This is a genomic window from Klebsiella terrigena (genome assembly GCF_012029655.1).
Taxonomy (GTDB): Bacteria; Pseudomonadota; Gammaproteobacteria; order Enterobacterales; family Enterobacteriaceae; genus Klebsiella; species Klebsiella terrigena.
In genome coordinates this window covers 4,317,094-4,332,155 of record NZ_CP050508.1, presented here as the reverse complement: position 1 = coordinate 4,332,155, position 15,062 = coordinate 4,317,094, and the positions used below count along the sequence as shown (strand labels likewise).

Sequence of the window (15,062 nt, the reverse complement as noted above, 5' to 3'; positions counted from 1 at the left end):
AATGGTCCTACAATAGGGGCTGTGCGAGAAGCGATGAGGTGCAGAGGCGATGAATATCAGCGATGTGGCAAAAAAAACCGGCTTAACCAGTAAAGCGATCCGCTTCTACGAAGAGAAGGGGCTGGTGACGCCGCCGCTGCGCAGTGAAAACGGCTACCGCAGCTACAGCCAGCGGCATCTGGACGAGCTGACCCTGCTGCGCCAGGCGCGACAGGTTGGCTTTAATCTGGAGGAGTGCCGCGAGCTGGTCGGCCTGTTTAACGATCCGTCGCGGCATAGCGCCGACGTCAAACGCAGAACGCTGGATAAAGTCGCTGATATCGAACGTCATATCAGCGAGCTGCAGAGCATGCGCAGCCACCTGCTGGCGCTGGCGGAGTCCTGTCCCGGCGATGACGGTGCGGACTGCCCGATTATCGACAATCTCTCCGGCTGCTGTCATCGCAAGGCCCAGAGTTAGCGCTGGGGAGGGGCGAGCCTGATCCGCAGCATGATGCCCTCAACGGCCAGCACCTCTACCTTACTGCCCGCCGGGAGGTCCTCGTCGGCGACCACCGGCCATGAGCTATCGCCAACGCGCACGTGGCCGCGGCCGTTAACCAGCGCCGTCTCCAGCGAGAAGATGCGCCCGATCAGCTGATTCCCGCGCTGGTTAAGCCGGGCGTCGGCCGGCTTCTGCCGCTTCACCTGGCCGCGCAGCCAGCGCGACCAGAGCCAGGCCGCCAGCAGGGTCAGCGCGGCAAACAGCGTGCCCTGCCACTCCCAGCCCAGCGGCAGCATCCAGGTCAGGGCGCCGGTGATAACGCCGGCAACCCCGCTCCACAGCAGATAGCCGTTGCCGCCGAGCATCTCCGCCGCCAGCAGCAGCCCGCCGAGGCTGAGCCAGAAGAGATGCGGATGGACCAGTATCATCGCAATCATAGTTTTTTCCGTTCGCCGGCGCCTTCTTTAAGCAGTTCGCTAATCCCGGCGATGGAGCCCATCAGGCTGGTCGCGTCGAGCGGCATCAGCACAACTTTGCTGTTATTTGCTGCGCCGATCTGCTGCAGCGCGTCGGTATATTTCTGCGCGACGAAGTAGTTAATCGCCTGAATATCCCCGGAGGCAATAGCGGAAGAGACCATTTGGGTGGCGCGAGCCTCCGCTTCCGCCGAACGTTCACGCGCTTCTGCCTGCAGGAACGCCGACTGGCGCTCGCCTTCGGCTTTCAGAATTTGCGACTGCTTTTCGCCTTCGGCTTTGAGGATTTCCGCCTGACGTATCCCTTCGGCCTCCAGAATATAGGCGCGCTTGGTACGCTCGGCCTTCATCTGCGCGTTCATCGAGGAGATAAGCTCCGCCGGCGGGCGCACGTCGCGAATTTCCACGCGGGTGATTTTGATCCCCCACGGGTTAGTGGCCTCATCGACGATATGCAGCAGGCGGGTGTTGATGCTGTCGCGCTGGGAGAGCATTTCGTCGAGCTCCATTGAGCCGAGCACGGTACGAATGTTGGTCATCGTCAGGTTGATGATCGCCAGCTCGAGGTTGCTGACCTCATAGGCCGCTTTCGGCGCATCAATAACCTGAATAAAGCACACCGCATCGATGGTGACGTTGGCGTTATCGCGTGAAATAACCTCCTGCGAGGGGATGTCCAGCACCTGCTCCATCATATTAATTTTCCGCCCGATGCGGTCCATAAACGGCACCACCAGGCTCAGGCCCGGCTGAAGGGTCATGGTATAGCGGCCAAAGCGCTCGACGGTCCACTGGTAACCCTGCGGGACAATTTTCACTCCGGCAATCACGATAACCAGGGCGACGAAAATGAGAACCGGGATAAAAATTAGCATCAAAAAACCTCCTGTTTAATTGCCTGCCAGGCGTCAGCAAAATGACGCATGTTTAAATCGAGTATATCTTTCTCCTCATCCTGGCGAAAGAAAAGTGGAGTAAACTAGTCGGGTTTTGGGAAATATATGGAACGATAATGAAGGAAAATAACGCTATCTTGCGCCTTGACGGCGTTGGCTTTCAGATCGATAAGTCGGTCATTTTGCATAATATTAATCTCGAGCTGGGCGCCGGGGAATTTAAGCTAATTACCGGACCCTCCGGCTGCGGTAAAAGTACGCTGCTAAAAATTATCGCCTCGCTGCTCAGCCCGACCAGCGGGCAGATTTTTTATTCCGGTAAGGATATCAATACGCTATCGCCGGAAACCTACCGCCAGCAGGTCTCATACTGTGCACAAACCCCGGCGCTGTTCGGCGACTCGGTTTATGACAACCTCATCTTCCCGTGGCAAATTCGCAACCAGCAGCCGGACCCGCAGGCGCTGATTGCCGATTTACGCCGCTTCGGGCTGGCGGAAAATACGTTGGGCAAATCGATCAACGAACTTTCGGGCGGAGAAAAGCAGCGCGTTTCGCTGATCCGCAATTTGCAGTTTTTGCCGCAGGTGCTGCTGCTCGATGAAATTACCAGCGCCCTGGATGAGAGCAATAAGCGCAACGTCAACGATATTATTCATCGCTATACGACGGAAAAGAATATTGCGGTGCTGTGGGTGACGCATGACCGGAATGAAATTGACCACGCTGATGAAGTGATTACGCTGCAGCCGGCGAGCGCAGAGGGACAGGAGATTATCAATGAACGGGCATAATATCACGAACGAATCGCTGGCCCTGTCGATGGTGCTGGTGCTGGTGGCCATCGTGGTGAGCTATCGCGAAAAGCTGGCGCTGGAGAAAGATATCGTCTGGAGCATTTGCCGGGCGGTGGTGCAGCTGATTATCGTCGGCTACGTGCTGAAATATATCTTCAACGTCAATCACGTCCTGCTGACGCTGCTTATGGTGCTGTTTATCTGTTTTAACGCGGCGTGGAACGCGCAAAAGCGCAGCAAATATATCGATAAGGCCTTCATCTCATCGTTTATCGCCATTACTACCGGCGCGGGGCTGACCCTGGCGGTGCTGGTCTTCTCCGGCTCGATCTCTTTCGTGCCGATGCAGGTGATCCCGATTGCCGGCATGGTCGCCGGCAACGCGATGGTGGCGGTGGGGCTGTGCTACAACAATATGGGCCAGCGCTTCAGCAGCGAACAGCAGCAGATTCAGGAGAAGCTGAGCCTCGGCGCGACGCCGAAAATGGCCTCTGCCGGATTAATTCGCGAGAGCATTCGCGCCGCGCTTATTCCGACCATTGATTCGGCGAAAACGGTGGGGTTGGTGAGTCTGCCGGGGATGATGTCGGGGCTGATTTTTGCCGGGATAGATCCGGTTAAAGCGATTAAGTATCAGATAATGGTCACGTTTATGCTGCTATCGACCGCCAGTCTCTCCACCATCATCGCCGGCTATCTGACCTACCGGAAATTCTTTAACCCGCGCCACCAGCTGGTGGTGACGCAGCTGAAAAAGAGCGCTTAGCCGCATTCCCCGGTCGGCGCAGCGCCGCCGGGGAGGGTTTTGTGGCGTAACGATCAGTACAGCAGAGAGTAGAGCTGACGGCGATATTTCGCGGCCAGCGCATCGCCGGTGCCGAGGGCGGCCAGAATTTCCTGCAGCATCTTGCGCACCTGGCCGTCGCCGGCGTCTAAATCTTTCTGCAGATGGCTGAACAGCAGCGCCAGCGCCTCTTCGTTGCGGCCAACCTGATGCAGCTGCAGGGCCAGCTGGGCCGCCAGCGCTGCGTCCTGCGGGTTTTGCTCAACCTGCTGCTGGAGCAGCTGGATTTCCGGGGTATCGGCCGCCTGCTTGAGCAGTTCAATCTGCGCCACCAGCCCCTGGAAACGGGTATCCTGATCCTGCAGTGGAACGGTTTTCAGCACCGCTTCGGCCTCGTCGGAGCGCTGCAGGGCGATCAGGGTTTCCGCCAGCAGCAGGCCAATCTGGCTATCCTGCGCGGAGAGCTGCCACGCCTCTTTCAGCAGCGGCAGGGCTTCGGCGTACTTCTCTTCCTGCATCAGCGCCAGCGCCTGCTGGGCCTTTAGCTCTTCTTCGCGCGGCAGCACCTTATCAAGCAGCGCGCGCACGGCGGACTCAGGCTGCGGGCCTTCAAAGCCGTCCACCGGCTGACCGTTCTGGAACAGATAAACCGTTGGGATCGAACGCAGGCCGAACTGTGAAGCCAGCATCTGCTCGGCGTCGCAGTCCACTTTCGCCAGGATAAACTGACCGTTGTACTGCGCCGCCAGGCTTTCCAGAATCGGCGTCAGCTGCTCGCAGTGCTGGCTGCGCGCGGACCAGAAATAAAACAGCACCGGCGCGGTAACGGATTGTTCCAGCGTCTGGTGCAGGTTAGCTTCGGTAATGTTGATAATATTCTGTACTGACATAAGCGCATCTCTTTAATCAATTTTTTGTATACATGGGGGCGACGGCCGGAGCTTCAACTCAGCCCTGGATAATTTTGTCCATCATCCGCGTGGGCAACAGGCGTTTGAGCAGGGCCACCGCGTGCGTGACCAGGGTCACCGGATAGCGCAGCTTCGGTTTATCGCTAACGAAAGCATGGCGCACTTTTTCCACCACCGCCTCCGGCCCGAGGGTAAAGCGCGCGGCGATGCCGGGGTTTTCCACCGGCTTATCGCTCTGGGTTTGGTTGACGTTGGTCGTAAAGCGGGTGCGAATCGGCCCCGGCTCAATCAGGCTGACCTTAATGCCGCTATAGCGCAGCTCCATGCGCAGGGCGTCGGACCAGGCCTCCAGCGCATATTTGCTGGCGGCATAGGCGCCGCGCCCGGGGCTGGAGATGATCCCCATCACCGAGGAGGTCATCACGATGCGGCCCTCGCCGTGCGGCTCCATTGCCGGAAGCAGCAGCATGGTGAGCTGATGGGCGCCAAAAAAGTTGGCGCTAAACTGCTGCTCCATCTGCCGGCGGCTGATGGTGATAAGCGGGCCATACACGCCGTAGCCGGCGTTATTAAACAGGCCGTACAGGCGGTTATCGGTCAGAGCGATAACCTCTGCCGCCGCGCGCTCCACGCTCAGCGGATCGTCGAGATCCAGCAAAATACCGGTCAGTCCGAGTTCCTGCATCCGCGCCACGTCCTCGGCCTTGCGGCAGGCCGCAAGAACGTTAAAGCCCTGACGTTTCAGATCGAGCGCGCTTTCAAGGCCAATACCGCTGGAACATCCTGTAACTAAAACCGTTTTTTGCATAACTTTACCTGCAAACAACCCCTGTGGATCAGGAGTCATGATTAACTAAGGGAGCCAGTCGCGTCGCCATCCAGTCGGCAATAAACGGCTGGGCGTCGCGGTTGGGGTGGATTCCATCATCCTGCATCCACTGCGGCTTCAGGTAGACCTCTTCCATAAAAAAGGGTAACAGAGGAATATCAAACTCTTTGGCCAGTGCGGGATACATTGCGCTAAAGGCTTCATTATAACGACGCCCGTAGTTGGCGGGCAGGCGAATTTGCATCAGCAGCGGCTGGGCGTTTGCCGCTTTGATATCCTGCAAAACGGTGCGCAGCGTCTGCTCCGTTTGCTGAGGCGGGAAGCCGCGCAGTCCGTCATTGCCGCCGAGCTCGACCAGCACCCAGCGCGGCTGATGCTGCTTAAGCAGCGCCGGCAGACGCGCCAGCCCCTGCTGCGACGTGTCGCCGCTGATGCTGGCGTTAATCACCGGCGTTTTTGCCTGCCACTTATCGTTAAGTAGCGCAGGCCACGCGGCGTTGGCCGCCATACGATAGCCGGCGCTCAGGCTATCGCCGAGAACTAACAGCGTGTCCGCCGCCATCACGCGGCAGGTAAACAGGACCAGAAACAGGAAAGGCAAATGCCAGCGGAAAACATACTTGAAGTTCATCATCTTAAGAAGTCCGTCGGTCAGGGAGAGCATCAGCTTTCCATCCTTACCGGAGTTGAGCTGGTTGTCAAACCGGCGCAGACCATCGCCCTGATCGGCGAGTCGGGTTCCGGCAAATCCACGCTGCTGGCGATCCTTGCCGGACTGGACGACGGCAGCGGCGGGGAGGTCTCTCTGCTTGGGCAGCCGCTGCACCGCATGGACGAAGAGGCGAGGGCGCAGCTGCGCGCTAAGCACATCGGCTTTGTCTTTCAGTCCTTTATGCTGATCCCGACCCTGAATGCGCTGGAGAACGTCGAGCTTCCGGCGCTGCTGCGCGGCGAGAGCGACAGCCAAAGCCGGGGCAGCGCCAGAGCGCTGCTGGAGCAGCTGGGGCTGGGCAAGCGCCTGAACCATCTGCCGGCGCAGCTTTCCGGCGGCGAGCAGCAGCGGGTGGCGCTGGCCCGCGCCTTCAACGGGCGCCCGGAGCTGCTGTTTGCCGATGAGCCGACTGGCAACCTCGATCGGCAAACCGGAGATAAAATTGCCGACCTGCTGTTTTCGCTCAATCGCGAACACGGGACGACGCTTATCCTGGTGACGCACGATCCGCTGCTGGCGGCGCGCTGCGACCGGCGGCTGCGGCTGGTTGATGGTCAGCTGCGGGAGGAAGCATGATTGCCCGCTGGTTCTGGCGCGAATGGCGATCGCCGTCGCTGCTGATCGTCTGGCTGGCGCTGAGCCTGGCGGTGGCCTGCGTGCTGGCGCTGGGGTCGATAAGCGATCGCATGGAAAAGGGGCTCAGCCAGCAGAGCCGTGAGTTTATGGCCGGAGACCGGACGCTGCGCAGCTCGCGCGAGGTGCCCGCCGACTGGCTCGCGCAGGCGCGCCGGCTGGGATTAACGGTTGGCGAACAGCTCAGCTTCGCCACCATGACCTTCGCCGGCGATACGCCGCAGCTGGCCGACGTCAAGGCGGTTGATGGTACCTATCCTCTTTACGGGCGTCTGGAAACCCAGCCGCCGGGCTTAAAACCGCAGGCGGGCAGCGTGCTGCTGGCTCCGCGGCTAATGGCGCTGCTGAATTTAAAAACCGGCGATACCATCGACGTCGGTGACGCCACGCTGCGCATTGCCGGGGAGGTGATTCAGGAGCCGGACGCCGGGTTCAATCCTTTCCAGATGGCGCCGCGGCTGATGATGAATACCGCCGATGTGGCAAAGACCGGGGCGGTGCAGCCCGGCAGCCGCGTCTCCTGGCGCTATAAGTTTGCCGGAACCGCGCCGCAGCTGGCGGAGTATGAGCAGTGGCTGCTGCCAAAGCTGGGGACGGAACACCGCTGGATTGGCCTGGAGCAGGATGACAGCGCGCTGGGTAAATCCCTCGAACGCTCGCAGCAGTTCCTGCTGCTCTCGGCGCTGCTCACCCTCCTGCTGGCGGTGGCGGCGGTAGCGGTGGCTATGAGCCACTACTGCCGCAGCCGTTACGATCTGGTGGCGATCCTTAAAACCCTCGGCGCCGGGCGGGCGCAGCTGCGCAAGCTGATCGTCGGGCAGTGGCTGCTGCTGCTGGCGCTGGCGGTCATTACCGGCGGCGCGATGGGGATGGGGCTGGAGAAAGTCCTGCTGGTGATGCTGAAACCGGTTCTCCCGGGCGCGCTGCCGGCCGCCAGCCTTTGGCCGTGGCTGTGGGCGATTGGCGCGATGGTGGTGATTTCGCTGCTGGTGGGCCTGCGTCCCTATCGGCTGCTGCTGGCGACGCTGCCGCTGCGGGTGCTGCGTCAGGACGTGGTGGCTAACGTCTGGCCGCTGAAGGTCTATATTCCGCTGGTCTGCGCGGTGGTGGTTATTCTGCTGGCCTGGCTGATGGGCGGCAGCCCGCTGCTGTGGGCGGTTCTCGCCGGCGCGGTGGTGCTGGCGCTGCTGTGCGGCCTGCTGGGATGGGGGCTACTGTGGCTGCTGAAGCGCGTAACGCTGAAGGCGCTGCCGCTGCGCCTCGCGGTCAACCGGCTGCTGCGCCAGCCGTGGTCGACGCTCAGCCAGCTGGCGGCGTTCTCGCTGTCGTTTATGCTGCTCGCTCTGCTGCTGGTGCTGCGCGGCGATCTGCTGGATCGCTGGCAGCAGCAGCTGCCGCCGGAAAGCCCCAACTACTTTCTGATTAATATTGCCCCGGATCAGGTTGCTCCGGTCAAAGCTTTTCTTGCCGGGCACCAGACGGCGGCGACGGAGTTTTACCCCATCGTCCGCGCGCGCCTGACGCAGATTAACGGTCAGGCGACGGAGGGCAATAAGGACGAAGCGCTGAATCGCGAGCTCAACCTGACCTGGAGCAACGACCGGCCGGATCATAATCCGCTGGTGGCCGGCAGCTGGCCGCCAAAAGCCGGTGAGGTGTCGATCGAAGAGGGGCTGGCGCAGCGGCTGGGGGTTAAGCTCGGCGATAGCGTCACCTTTACCGGCGATACCCAGGACTTCAGCGCTAAGGTCACCAGCGTGCGTAAAGTTGACTGGGAGAGCCTGCGGCCTAACTTCTTCTTTATTTTCCCGCCGAACGCGCTCGACGGACAGCCGCAGAGCTGGCTGACCAGCTTCCGCTGGGATAACGGCAGCGGCATGTTGACGCAGCTGAACCGCGAATTCCCGACCGTCAGCCTGCTGGATATCGGCGCCATTCTGCGTCAGGTGGGTCAGGTTCTGACGCAGGTCAGCCGCGCGCTGGAAGTGATGGTGGTGCTGGTGACCGCCTGCGGTATTTTACTGCTGCTGGCGCAGGTTCAGGTCGGGATGCGCCAGCGCTATCAGGAACTGGTGGTCTGGCGCACGCTGGGGGCCGGAAAATCGCTGCTGCGTACCACGCTGTGGGCGGAGTTTGCCCTGCTGGGGGTGGTTTCCGGGATTGTGGCGGCGATAGGGGCTGAGGTGGCGCTGGCGATGCTGCAAACCAAAGTCTTTGATTTCCCGTGGTCGCCGGACTGGCGGCTGTGGGTGATGCTGCCGCTCTGCGGGGCGCTGCTGCTCTCCCTGTGCGGCGGCTGGCTGGGGCTGCGTTTGTTAAAAGGTAAGGCGCTGTTCCGCCAGTTTAGCCAGTAGTTCAGCGGGCGGATCGTCTGCAGGCCCGGGGTGGAGTATCAGCGCCCCGGGCTTTTTACTGCGTTGCGTATAAGCCTGGCGCCAGGCTACCGCGCGTGGCCGTGGTTCAGCGCGGTCAGCGGTTCATTAATATCAAAAAGTTTGTACTCCACGCTTTCGACGCCCAGCGACTTCAGGCGCGCGGTATGCTTCGTGAGATAGGCGAGCGCCGTCTCCTCATCCGCAAAAAGATAGATGCCTCCTGCCTCGTAGTTTTTTTCGCTTTCGGTCCAAATCTTCCAGATAAAACCCGGCTCCTGGTTGATGGACTCGGCAAGCTCCACCAGCTGACGGGACATCTCGCTGCCAAACGGGCCGTTAAAGGCAAAGTGAAGCTGCAGCAGTTTATTCGACATAACTCCTCCATGGACTCGACGTAGGGTTTGCGTGCGCCGTCGGCAGAGTGGTACTCCCCGGGAGCGCCGTGCATCGGCAACTATACCCACAATCGCTCGGCGACGGCAAAGCGAGCCTCTGCGGGCGCGGGGAGATAGCGCAGGTTAATGACGGTTGAATGACATTCGCGGCGGCTTTTCGTTAACGGCACAAAATGGTAAGTCACTGATTTTTAAGAGCACGAAAGCGTAAAAAAGCGACAACACGGAGTTGGTAATCACGGTTAATATTCACCTTGCAAATATAAGGTTGCTTATTACTCAAGGACAAAGCATGGCACATAAAATAAAAGCGCTGGCGATAACGATCGGCGCAGCGCTGGCAGTCACTTCTTTTGCTTCCCAGGCCGAGATAACGCTGCTGAAACAAGATCCGCAGGCCGGCGATCCGTTAAGCCGTCTGAACTTCACCGTCGGCGGGAGCATTCGTCCGCAGTTCAACATGATGTCCGGCGATGGCGACAAAGGCTCCTATAAGCGTAACGGCTTCGACGGCGGCACTCGTTTCCGCTTCGCCGCTGATTATTATCTGTTCGACGATATTAGCTGGATCAGTTATTACGAACTGGGCGTCAATATTCCGGCGCTGTTCGACTGGGATAATCACTATGCGGAAGGCGCCAATAACACCTCCCGTCGTATGCTCTATACCGGGCTGAAGAGCGATACCTGGGGGACGTTAACCTACGGTCAGCAAAACAGTATTTATTACGATGTAGTGGGCGCCAAAACCGATATCTGGGATTACGACATGGTTGCCCAGGCGCCGGGTAACGGCATCAACGGCGATTACGACGGTTCTTACCGCTCGCGCAATATGCTCAAGTATAAAAAATCGGCCGGTGACGTCGATCTGTATGCTTCTTATCTGTTTGAAGATAATGAGTATTTGCCGGGGAATGGTCTGCGCTATAAGCGTAAAGGCGGGGGCTCCGTTGGCGTGGACTACCACATCATGAAGGACCTGACCTGGGGTACGGCGTGGAACTATACGCGTGCCGAAATGCGCGATCCGTCGAGCGCTGAGAACAAAACCTACAACCAGAATATCCTCGGTACCGCCCTAAGCTGGACGCCGGATAACTGGACCTTCTCCTTCGGCGGCGGCTGGTATCAGAACTTCCTGACCACCAAAAAAGCCGACGTGAATAACTACTTCGCCGGCGATGCCTGGGGTATTGAGTACTTCGCGGGGTATAAAATCCCGGTTGGCCAGTACGCGCTCAAATCCGTTCAGCCGTACTTTATGGGCGACCGCCTGCAATACGTGAACGGGCGTAACTATCAGCGTATTGATAACGGCCTCGGGATCAGCTTCCAGCTCGATTATGGCTTCCGCGTTGACTACGAACACGTCTTTACGTCGAGCACCGATAACCTGGGCGATATGAACCTGGTGCGTCTGCGCTACGATTTCTAAACCGCGACCTCCCGCGCAGCGCGATGCCGAAAATCCCGGCTTGCGCTGCGTTTACGCGGGCTACCGCGCCAGCCAGGAGGCAACGTCCTGCCAGGTTCCGCGAAAAATAATCTTCTCCGCTTTTTTACCCAGCTGATAGCGATACATCGGGTCGTAGTACTCTTTCAATAGCGGAACGAGCCACGCAAAATGCGCGTCGGTGCTCGCCGTACGCAGCTGTTCCGCCAGCGCGTCATCGAGCAGGGCGGTGAGCTGAGCAAAACGCTGGAGCCCCAGGCGACGGCGGATAGCAAACAGGCCGTGGTGCAGATAGGCGCTGTACTCCTGCCAACCCTGCTCTTCACCGTACGCGGCCATAAAGTCGCGGTGCATCCGGTCAAAATACTCCTCCCGCAGCCTCGCCAGGCGGACGTCAAACGGATCCTCCACCACCGCCAGCGGCGACTGCGCCATGCGATCGCGCAGGCATTCCGGCAGATGGTTGGCGCCTATCATATGCCCTTCATCTTCCAGCACCCAGCGGCGCTGGCTGGCCGCTTTTTTCAGCATGGCCACCGCGAGATGGTTTTCAAACGTCGCCTGTGCGTGCTGCTCGCGCAGCGTGCGTCCGAAGGAGGAGCCGCGATGGTGGGCGAGCCCTTCGAGGTCGATTCCGTCAGGCCGCGCGGCAACCAGCTGGGTTTTTCCGTTGCCGGTGCAGCCGCCGATCAGCACTATTGGGCGCTGAACCAGCTCCTGCGTCAGCTGGATGGCCGCCTGGCGCAGCGCCTTATAGCCGCCGACAATCAGCGGGTAATCGATGCCCGATTCGCGCAGCCACTGCTGAACAATGTGCGAGCGCTGGCCGCCGCGGGCGCAGCAAAGATAGCCCTGAGGCGCGCGCAGGCAGGCTTCACGCCACGCCTGCAGGCGCCGGGCGCGAAGGTCGCCATTCACCAGGCGATGGCCTAGCGCCAGGGCGGCCTCTGCCCCCTGACGTTTGTAACAGGTGCCGACGGCGGCGCGTTGTTCATCGTCCATCAGCGGCAGGTTGACTGCTGCGGGGAGCGCGCTTTGGCTGAACTCAACCGGGGCGCGCACGTCAATAAGCGGGGTATCCGCGGCGAGAATGGCGCGGTAATCCGTCCCATTATTCATGGGTCTTCCTTCTGAAGTGAAACCGAGATTTTCTGTAAAGCGAAGGAGGGATTCTACGCGCCTGAAGGCGTGCCGGGGAAGGGGTAACGCGTTTTCCCCGGCACGAAAGGCTTAGCTGAGCTGCGACTGCGCCCAGAAAATACCGCTGGCGTACTCCGGTGGCAGCAGCGGCTTCAACGCTTCGAGCGTGGCGCTCAGGCGATCGGTATCGCTGTCGGTCAGGTTCAGGTGGCCCACTTTGCGGCCCGGACGAACCTCTTTGTCGTACCAGTGCAGGTGCACCAGCGGCAGCTTCAGCCAGTCGTAGTTAAGATCGGTGCCGATCAGGTTGATCATCACCGACGGGCTGTTGACCACCGGCGGCGGCAGCGGCAGGTCGGTAATGGCCCGCAGATGCAGCTCAAACTGGCTGATAGAGGCGCCGTTCTGCGTCCAGTGGCCGCTGTTGTGCACGCGCGGGGCCAGCTCGTTGATCAGCAGACCGTCGGCGGTGACGAAGCACTCCATCGCCATGACCCCGACGTACTGCAGCTCGTCCATAATGGCGGAGAGCATGCCTTCGGCCTGGTCCTGCTGGCGGGCGTTGGCCTGCGGGAAGGCGACGCTGGTGCGCAGAATTCCGTCCTGATGCAGGTTGCGGGTCAGCGGATAGAACACCGTGCTGCCATCCTCGGCGCGGGCACCAACCAGCGACACTTCGCCGGAGAAGTTAATTCCCCGTTCGACAATGCATTCGCCGTAGTTATCGTCGGGCAGCTGCGCGCAGTCGTCTTCACGCAGGCGCCACTGGCCGCGCCCGTCGTAGCCGCCTACGCGACGCTTAACGATAGCCAGCTCGCCGAGGGTCGCGAAAATCTCCGGCCACTGGTTTTTATCCGCCAGCAGCTGCCACGGCGCGGTGGCGAGGCCCAGCCTGTCGAAGAGCTGCTTTTGCGTCAGGCGATCGGCAATGATAGGAAACACGTCGCGGTTAACAAACGCCGGGTGGCGCGCCAGTTCGCGGGTGAGGGCCGTTTCCGGCCAGCGTTCGATTTCAGCGGTGATGACGCTTTGCTGAAACGGCACCGCTTCAGGGTCGGCCTCAAGGCCAACCGGCCACACCGTGATACCCAGCGGCTCTCCGGCCTGGCGCAGCATGCGGCCAAGCTGGCCGTTGCCGAGGATACAAACCTGCTTCATGCCGCACCCCGTGGGTCCGGATTCTCCAGCACTTCATCGGTTTGCGCCTGACGCCATGCGCTCAGGCGCTGGTGCAGTTCGGCGTCGTGCACCGCCAGAATCTGCGCCGCCAGCAGGGCGGCGTTGGCGGCGCCGGCTTTACCGATAGCCAGCGTGCCGACCGGGATCCCGCGCGGCATCTGGACGATAGAGTAGAGGCTGTCAACGCCGCTCAGCGCCGCGCTCTGCACCGGCACGCCGAGCACCGGGACCAGCGTTTTCGCCGCAATCATGCCCGGCAAATGCGCCGCGCCGCCCGCACCGGCAATAATCACCTGATAGCCGTTGCTCTCTGCGCCTTCGGCGAAGCTGAACAGCTTATCGGGAGTACGGTGCGCGGAGACCACTTCAACATGGTACGGAACGTTCAGGGCATCAAAGATTTCTGCGGTAAACTGCATGGTAGCCCAGTCGCTTTTGGACCCCATCACGATGGCGATACGCGCCGAATTATTGCGGGAAGACATGCGTCTTAAAACTCCTGTGGGTGTGCTTCACACTGCTTTAGAGGCCACAGAGAATAACACGATAAACGGGCGAGGAAAACGGTTGCGTAGGCCGATTGCGGCGGAAAATAGCGCGATAATTAAAACGGGAAAGGGATCAGTTCAACGTCGTCTTTGGTGACCTTCACCATCGAGCCTTCGCTGTGCCACGCGCCGAGGACCACGCGAAAGGCCGGCATGCCGTTTGCTTCTATTTGGTGGATGGCCGGGCGATGGGTATGACCGTGGATCAGCCACTGAACGTGATGCTTTTCGAGGATTGCTGTAACCGCCTGCGGGTTAACGTCCATGATGTCCATCGACTTACTGCTGTTGGCCGCGGTGCTGTTGGCGCGCATTTTTGCGGCGATGCGGCGGCGTATAAACAGCGGCAGCGCGAGGAAAAGGCGCTGGATCCACGGCGTATGCACCTTGGCGCGAAACGCCAGGTAGCCGGCATCGTCGGTGCAGAGGGTGTCGCCATGCATAATTAAAACGCGGCGGCCGTAGAGATCGAGCACGTTTTCTTCCGTCAGCAGCGTCATGCCGCAGGCGCGGGCAAAGCGCTGGCCGATAAGAAAATCGCGGTTGCCGTGGACGAAAAAGCAGGGGACGCCGGAGCGGGTCAATGCGCTGAGCGCGGCGGCGATTTGCTGGTGCAGCGGGTTAGGATCGTCATCGCCGATCCAGGCTTCGAACAGATCGCCAAGGATATAGAGCGCGTCCGCCTCGCGGGCCTCTTCGCGTAAAAAGCGGAGAAAACCGGCGACGGTCGCCGGTTCTTCGGTTTGCAGATGCAGGTCTGCAATAAAAAGTGTCGCCACGAATTATTCGCTGACGGTGACGCTTTTGATCACAACATCTTCTTTCGGCACATCCTGATGCATGCCGCTGCGGCCGGTAGAAACCGCTTTGATTTTGTCGACTACGTCCATGCCTTCAACGACTTCAGCAAATACGCAGTAGCCCCAACCCTGCAGGTTTTCACCAGAGAAGTTCAGGAAGTCGTTATCAGCAACGTTGATGAAGAACTGCGCGGTGGCGGAGTGAGGCGCCTGAGTACGGGCCATCGCCAGAGTACCGCGGGTGTTTTTCAGGCCGTTGTTGGCTTCGTTCTGGATCGGAGACTTGGTTGTTTTCTGCTCCATGCCCGGCTCAAAACCGCCGCCCTGGATCATAAAACCGTTGATAACACGGTGGAAAATGGTGTTGTTGTAGAAACCTTCGCGGCAGTAGTCCAGGAAGTTTTTAACTGTTTCCGGCGCTTTGTCGTCAAAGGTTTTGATTACGATATCGCCATGATTAGTGTGGAAAGTAACCATTTTTGCATCCTGTTCCGATGATTGTGGTGCTTGAACCCAATGTTGGGCGTGACATAGGGGGCTGTTATAGCATAACCGCGGGGTTGGATCACCTTGCATTGTGTGCTGCTTCGGGGTTGAATTCAGGTTAGAATATGCGGCTTATCACTACACACGTTTACACGGAATCT

General features: G+C 59.8%; 17 protein-coding genes. 6 read left to right on the top strand and 11 right to left on the bottom strand.

Features of this window, described 5'->3' with window-relative positions:
• The first annotated feature begins 49 nt into the window (after positions 1-49).
• Positions 50-460 carry a Cu(I)-responsive transcriptional regulator gene (gene cueR / locus HCK03_RS20340; RefSeq protein WP_041144379.1) on the top strand — a complete coding sequence of 137 codons (411 nt, stop codon included), beginning with the start codon at positions 50-52 and terminating at the stop codon, positions 458-460.
• Here cueR and HCK03_RS20335 read toward each other — a convergent pair.
• On the bottom strand, positions 457-921 hold the full coding sequence (locus HCK03_RS20335) for an NfeD family protein (protein ID WP_167692105.1): 465 nt from the start codon (positions 919-921) through the stop codon (positions 457-459). The genes cueR and HCK03_RS20335 overlap by 4 nt on opposite strands.
• A complete protein-coding gene (locus HCK03_RS20330; RefSeq protein WP_041144381.1) occupies positions 918-1,835 on the bottom strand; it encodes an SPFH domain-containing protein in 918 nt (305 codons plus the stop codon). The genes HCK03_RS20335 and HCK03_RS20330 overlap by 4 nt, the downstream gene beginning before the upstream one ends.
• Before the next feature lie 137 nt (positions 1,836-1,972).
• Between HCK03_RS20330 and fetA the strand changes: the two genes are divergently transcribed.
• On the top strand, positions 1,973-2,650 hold the full coding sequence (gene fetA, locus HCK03_RS20325) for an iron efflux ABC transporter ATP-binding subunit FetA (protein ID WP_167692104.1): 678 nt from the start codon (positions 1,973-1,975) through the stop codon (positions 2,648-2,650).
• A complete protein-coding gene (gene fetB, locus HCK03_RS20320; RefSeq protein ID WP_041144383.1) occupies positions 2,637-3,419 on the top strand; it encodes an iron efflux ABC transporter permease subunit FetB in 783 nt (260 codons plus the stop codon). The genes fetA and fetB overlap by 14 nt, the downstream gene beginning before the upstream one ends.
• Before the next feature lie 53 nt (positions 3,420-3,472).
• On the opposite strand, the gene HCK03_RS20315 is transcribed toward fetB, so the two are convergent.
• The 3 genes from HCK03_RS20315 to tesA are packed head-to-tail and all read right to left on the bottom strand — an operon-like array spanning position 3,473 to position 5,811.
• Positions 3,473-4,327 carry a thioredoxin family protein gene (locus tag HCK03_RS20315; RefSeq protein WP_148250933.1) on the bottom strand — a complete coding sequence of 285 codons (855 nt, stop codon included), beginning with the start codon at positions 4,325-4,327 and terminating at the stop codon, positions 3,473-3,475.
• A gap of 58 nt (positions 4,328-4,385) precedes the next feature.
• Positions 4,386-5,195 (bottom strand): SDR family oxidoreductase, encoded by an 810-nt coding sequence (locus HCK03_RS20310; protein WP_167692103.1) that lies wholly within the window; start codon positions 5,193-5,195, stop codon positions 4,386-4,388.
• On the bottom strand, positions 5,185-5,811 hold the full coding sequence (gene tesA / locus HCK03_RS20305; RefSeq protein WP_206110927.1) for a multifunctional acyl-CoA thioesterase I/protease I/lysophospholipase L1: 627 nt from the start codon (positions 5,809-5,811) through the stop codon (positions 5,185-5,187). Before tesA ends, HCK03_RS20310 begins: the two co-directional genes overlap by 11 nt.
• On the opposite strand from tesA, the gene ybbA reads away from it, so the two are divergent.
• Both ybbA and ybbP read left to right on the top strand, forming a co-directional pair.
• Positions 5,779-6,465: a putative ABC transporter ATP-binding protein YbbA gene (gene ybbA, locus HCK03_RS20300; protein ID WP_041144387.1), complete on the top strand. Its 687-nt coding sequence runs from the start codon at positions 5,779-5,781 to the stop codon at positions 6,463-6,465. The genes tesA and ybbA overlap by 33 nt on opposite strands.
• A complete protein-coding gene (ybbP, locus tag HCK03_RS20295) occupies positions 6,462-8,876 on the top strand; it encodes a putative ABC transporter permease subunit YbbP (protein ID WP_167692102.1) in 2,415 nt (804 codons plus the stop codon). Before ybbA ends, ybbP begins: the two co-directional genes overlap by 4 nt.
• Positions 8,877-8,962: 86 nt before the next feature.
• On the opposite strand, the gene HCK03_RS20290 is transcribed toward ybbP, so the two are convergent.
• Positions 8,963-9,271, bottom strand: coding sequence for a monooxygenase (locus tag HCK03_RS20290; RefSeq protein WP_041144389.1), 309 nt, complete (start codon positions 9,269-9,271; stop codon positions 8,963-8,965).
• Positions 9,272-9,584: 313 nt separating this feature from the next.
• Between HCK03_RS20290 and HCK03_RS20285 the strand changes: the two genes are divergently transcribed.
• Positions 9,585-10,730, top strand: a complete 1,146-nt coding sequence (locus HCK03_RS20285; RefSeq protein ID WP_041144390.1) for a porin — start codon at positions 9,585-9,587, stop codon at positions 10,728-10,730.
• A 60-nt stretch (positions 10,731-10,790) separates the two neighbouring features.
• Here the strand turns inward: HCK03_RS20285 and mnmH are convergent, their stop codons facing one another.
• The 5 genes from mnmH to ppiB form a co-directional block, all read right to left on the bottom strand.
• Positions 10,791-11,867, bottom strand: a complete 1,077-nt coding sequence (mnmH, locus tag HCK03_RS20280) for a tRNA 2-selenouridine(34) synthase MnmH (RefSeq protein WP_115193421.1) — start codon at positions 11,865-11,867, stop codon at positions 10,791-10,793.
• A 111-nt stretch (positions 11,868-11,978) separates the two neighbouring features.
• A complete protein-coding gene (purK, locus tag HCK03_RS20275) occupies positions 11,979-13,046 on the bottom strand; it encodes a 5-(carboxyamino)imidazole ribonucleotide synthase (protein WP_167692101.1) in 1,068 nt (355 codons plus the stop codon).
• Positions 13,043-13,552 (bottom strand): 5-(carboxyamino)imidazole ribonucleotide mutase, encoded by a 510-nt coding sequence (purE, locus tag HCK03_RS20270; protein WP_041144393.1) that lies wholly within the window; start codon positions 13,550-13,552, stop codon positions 13,043-13,045. Before purE ends, purK begins: the two co-directional genes overlap by 4 nt.
• Positions 13,553-13,671: 119 nt before the next feature.
• Positions 13,672-14,394 (bottom strand): UDP-2,3-diacylglucosamine diphosphatase, encoded by a 723-nt coding sequence (gene lpxH, locus HCK03_RS20265; RefSeq protein WP_115193419.1) that lies wholly within the window; start codon positions 14,392-14,394, stop codon positions 13,672-13,674.
• A 3-nt stretch (positions 14,395-14,397) separates the two neighbouring features.
• A complete protein-coding gene (gene ppiB / locus HCK03_RS20260) occupies positions 14,398-14,892 on the bottom strand; it encodes a peptidylprolyl isomerase B (RefSeq protein WP_041144395.1) in 495 nt (164 codons plus the stop codon).
• Positions 14,893-15,062: the final 170 nt, after the last annotated feature.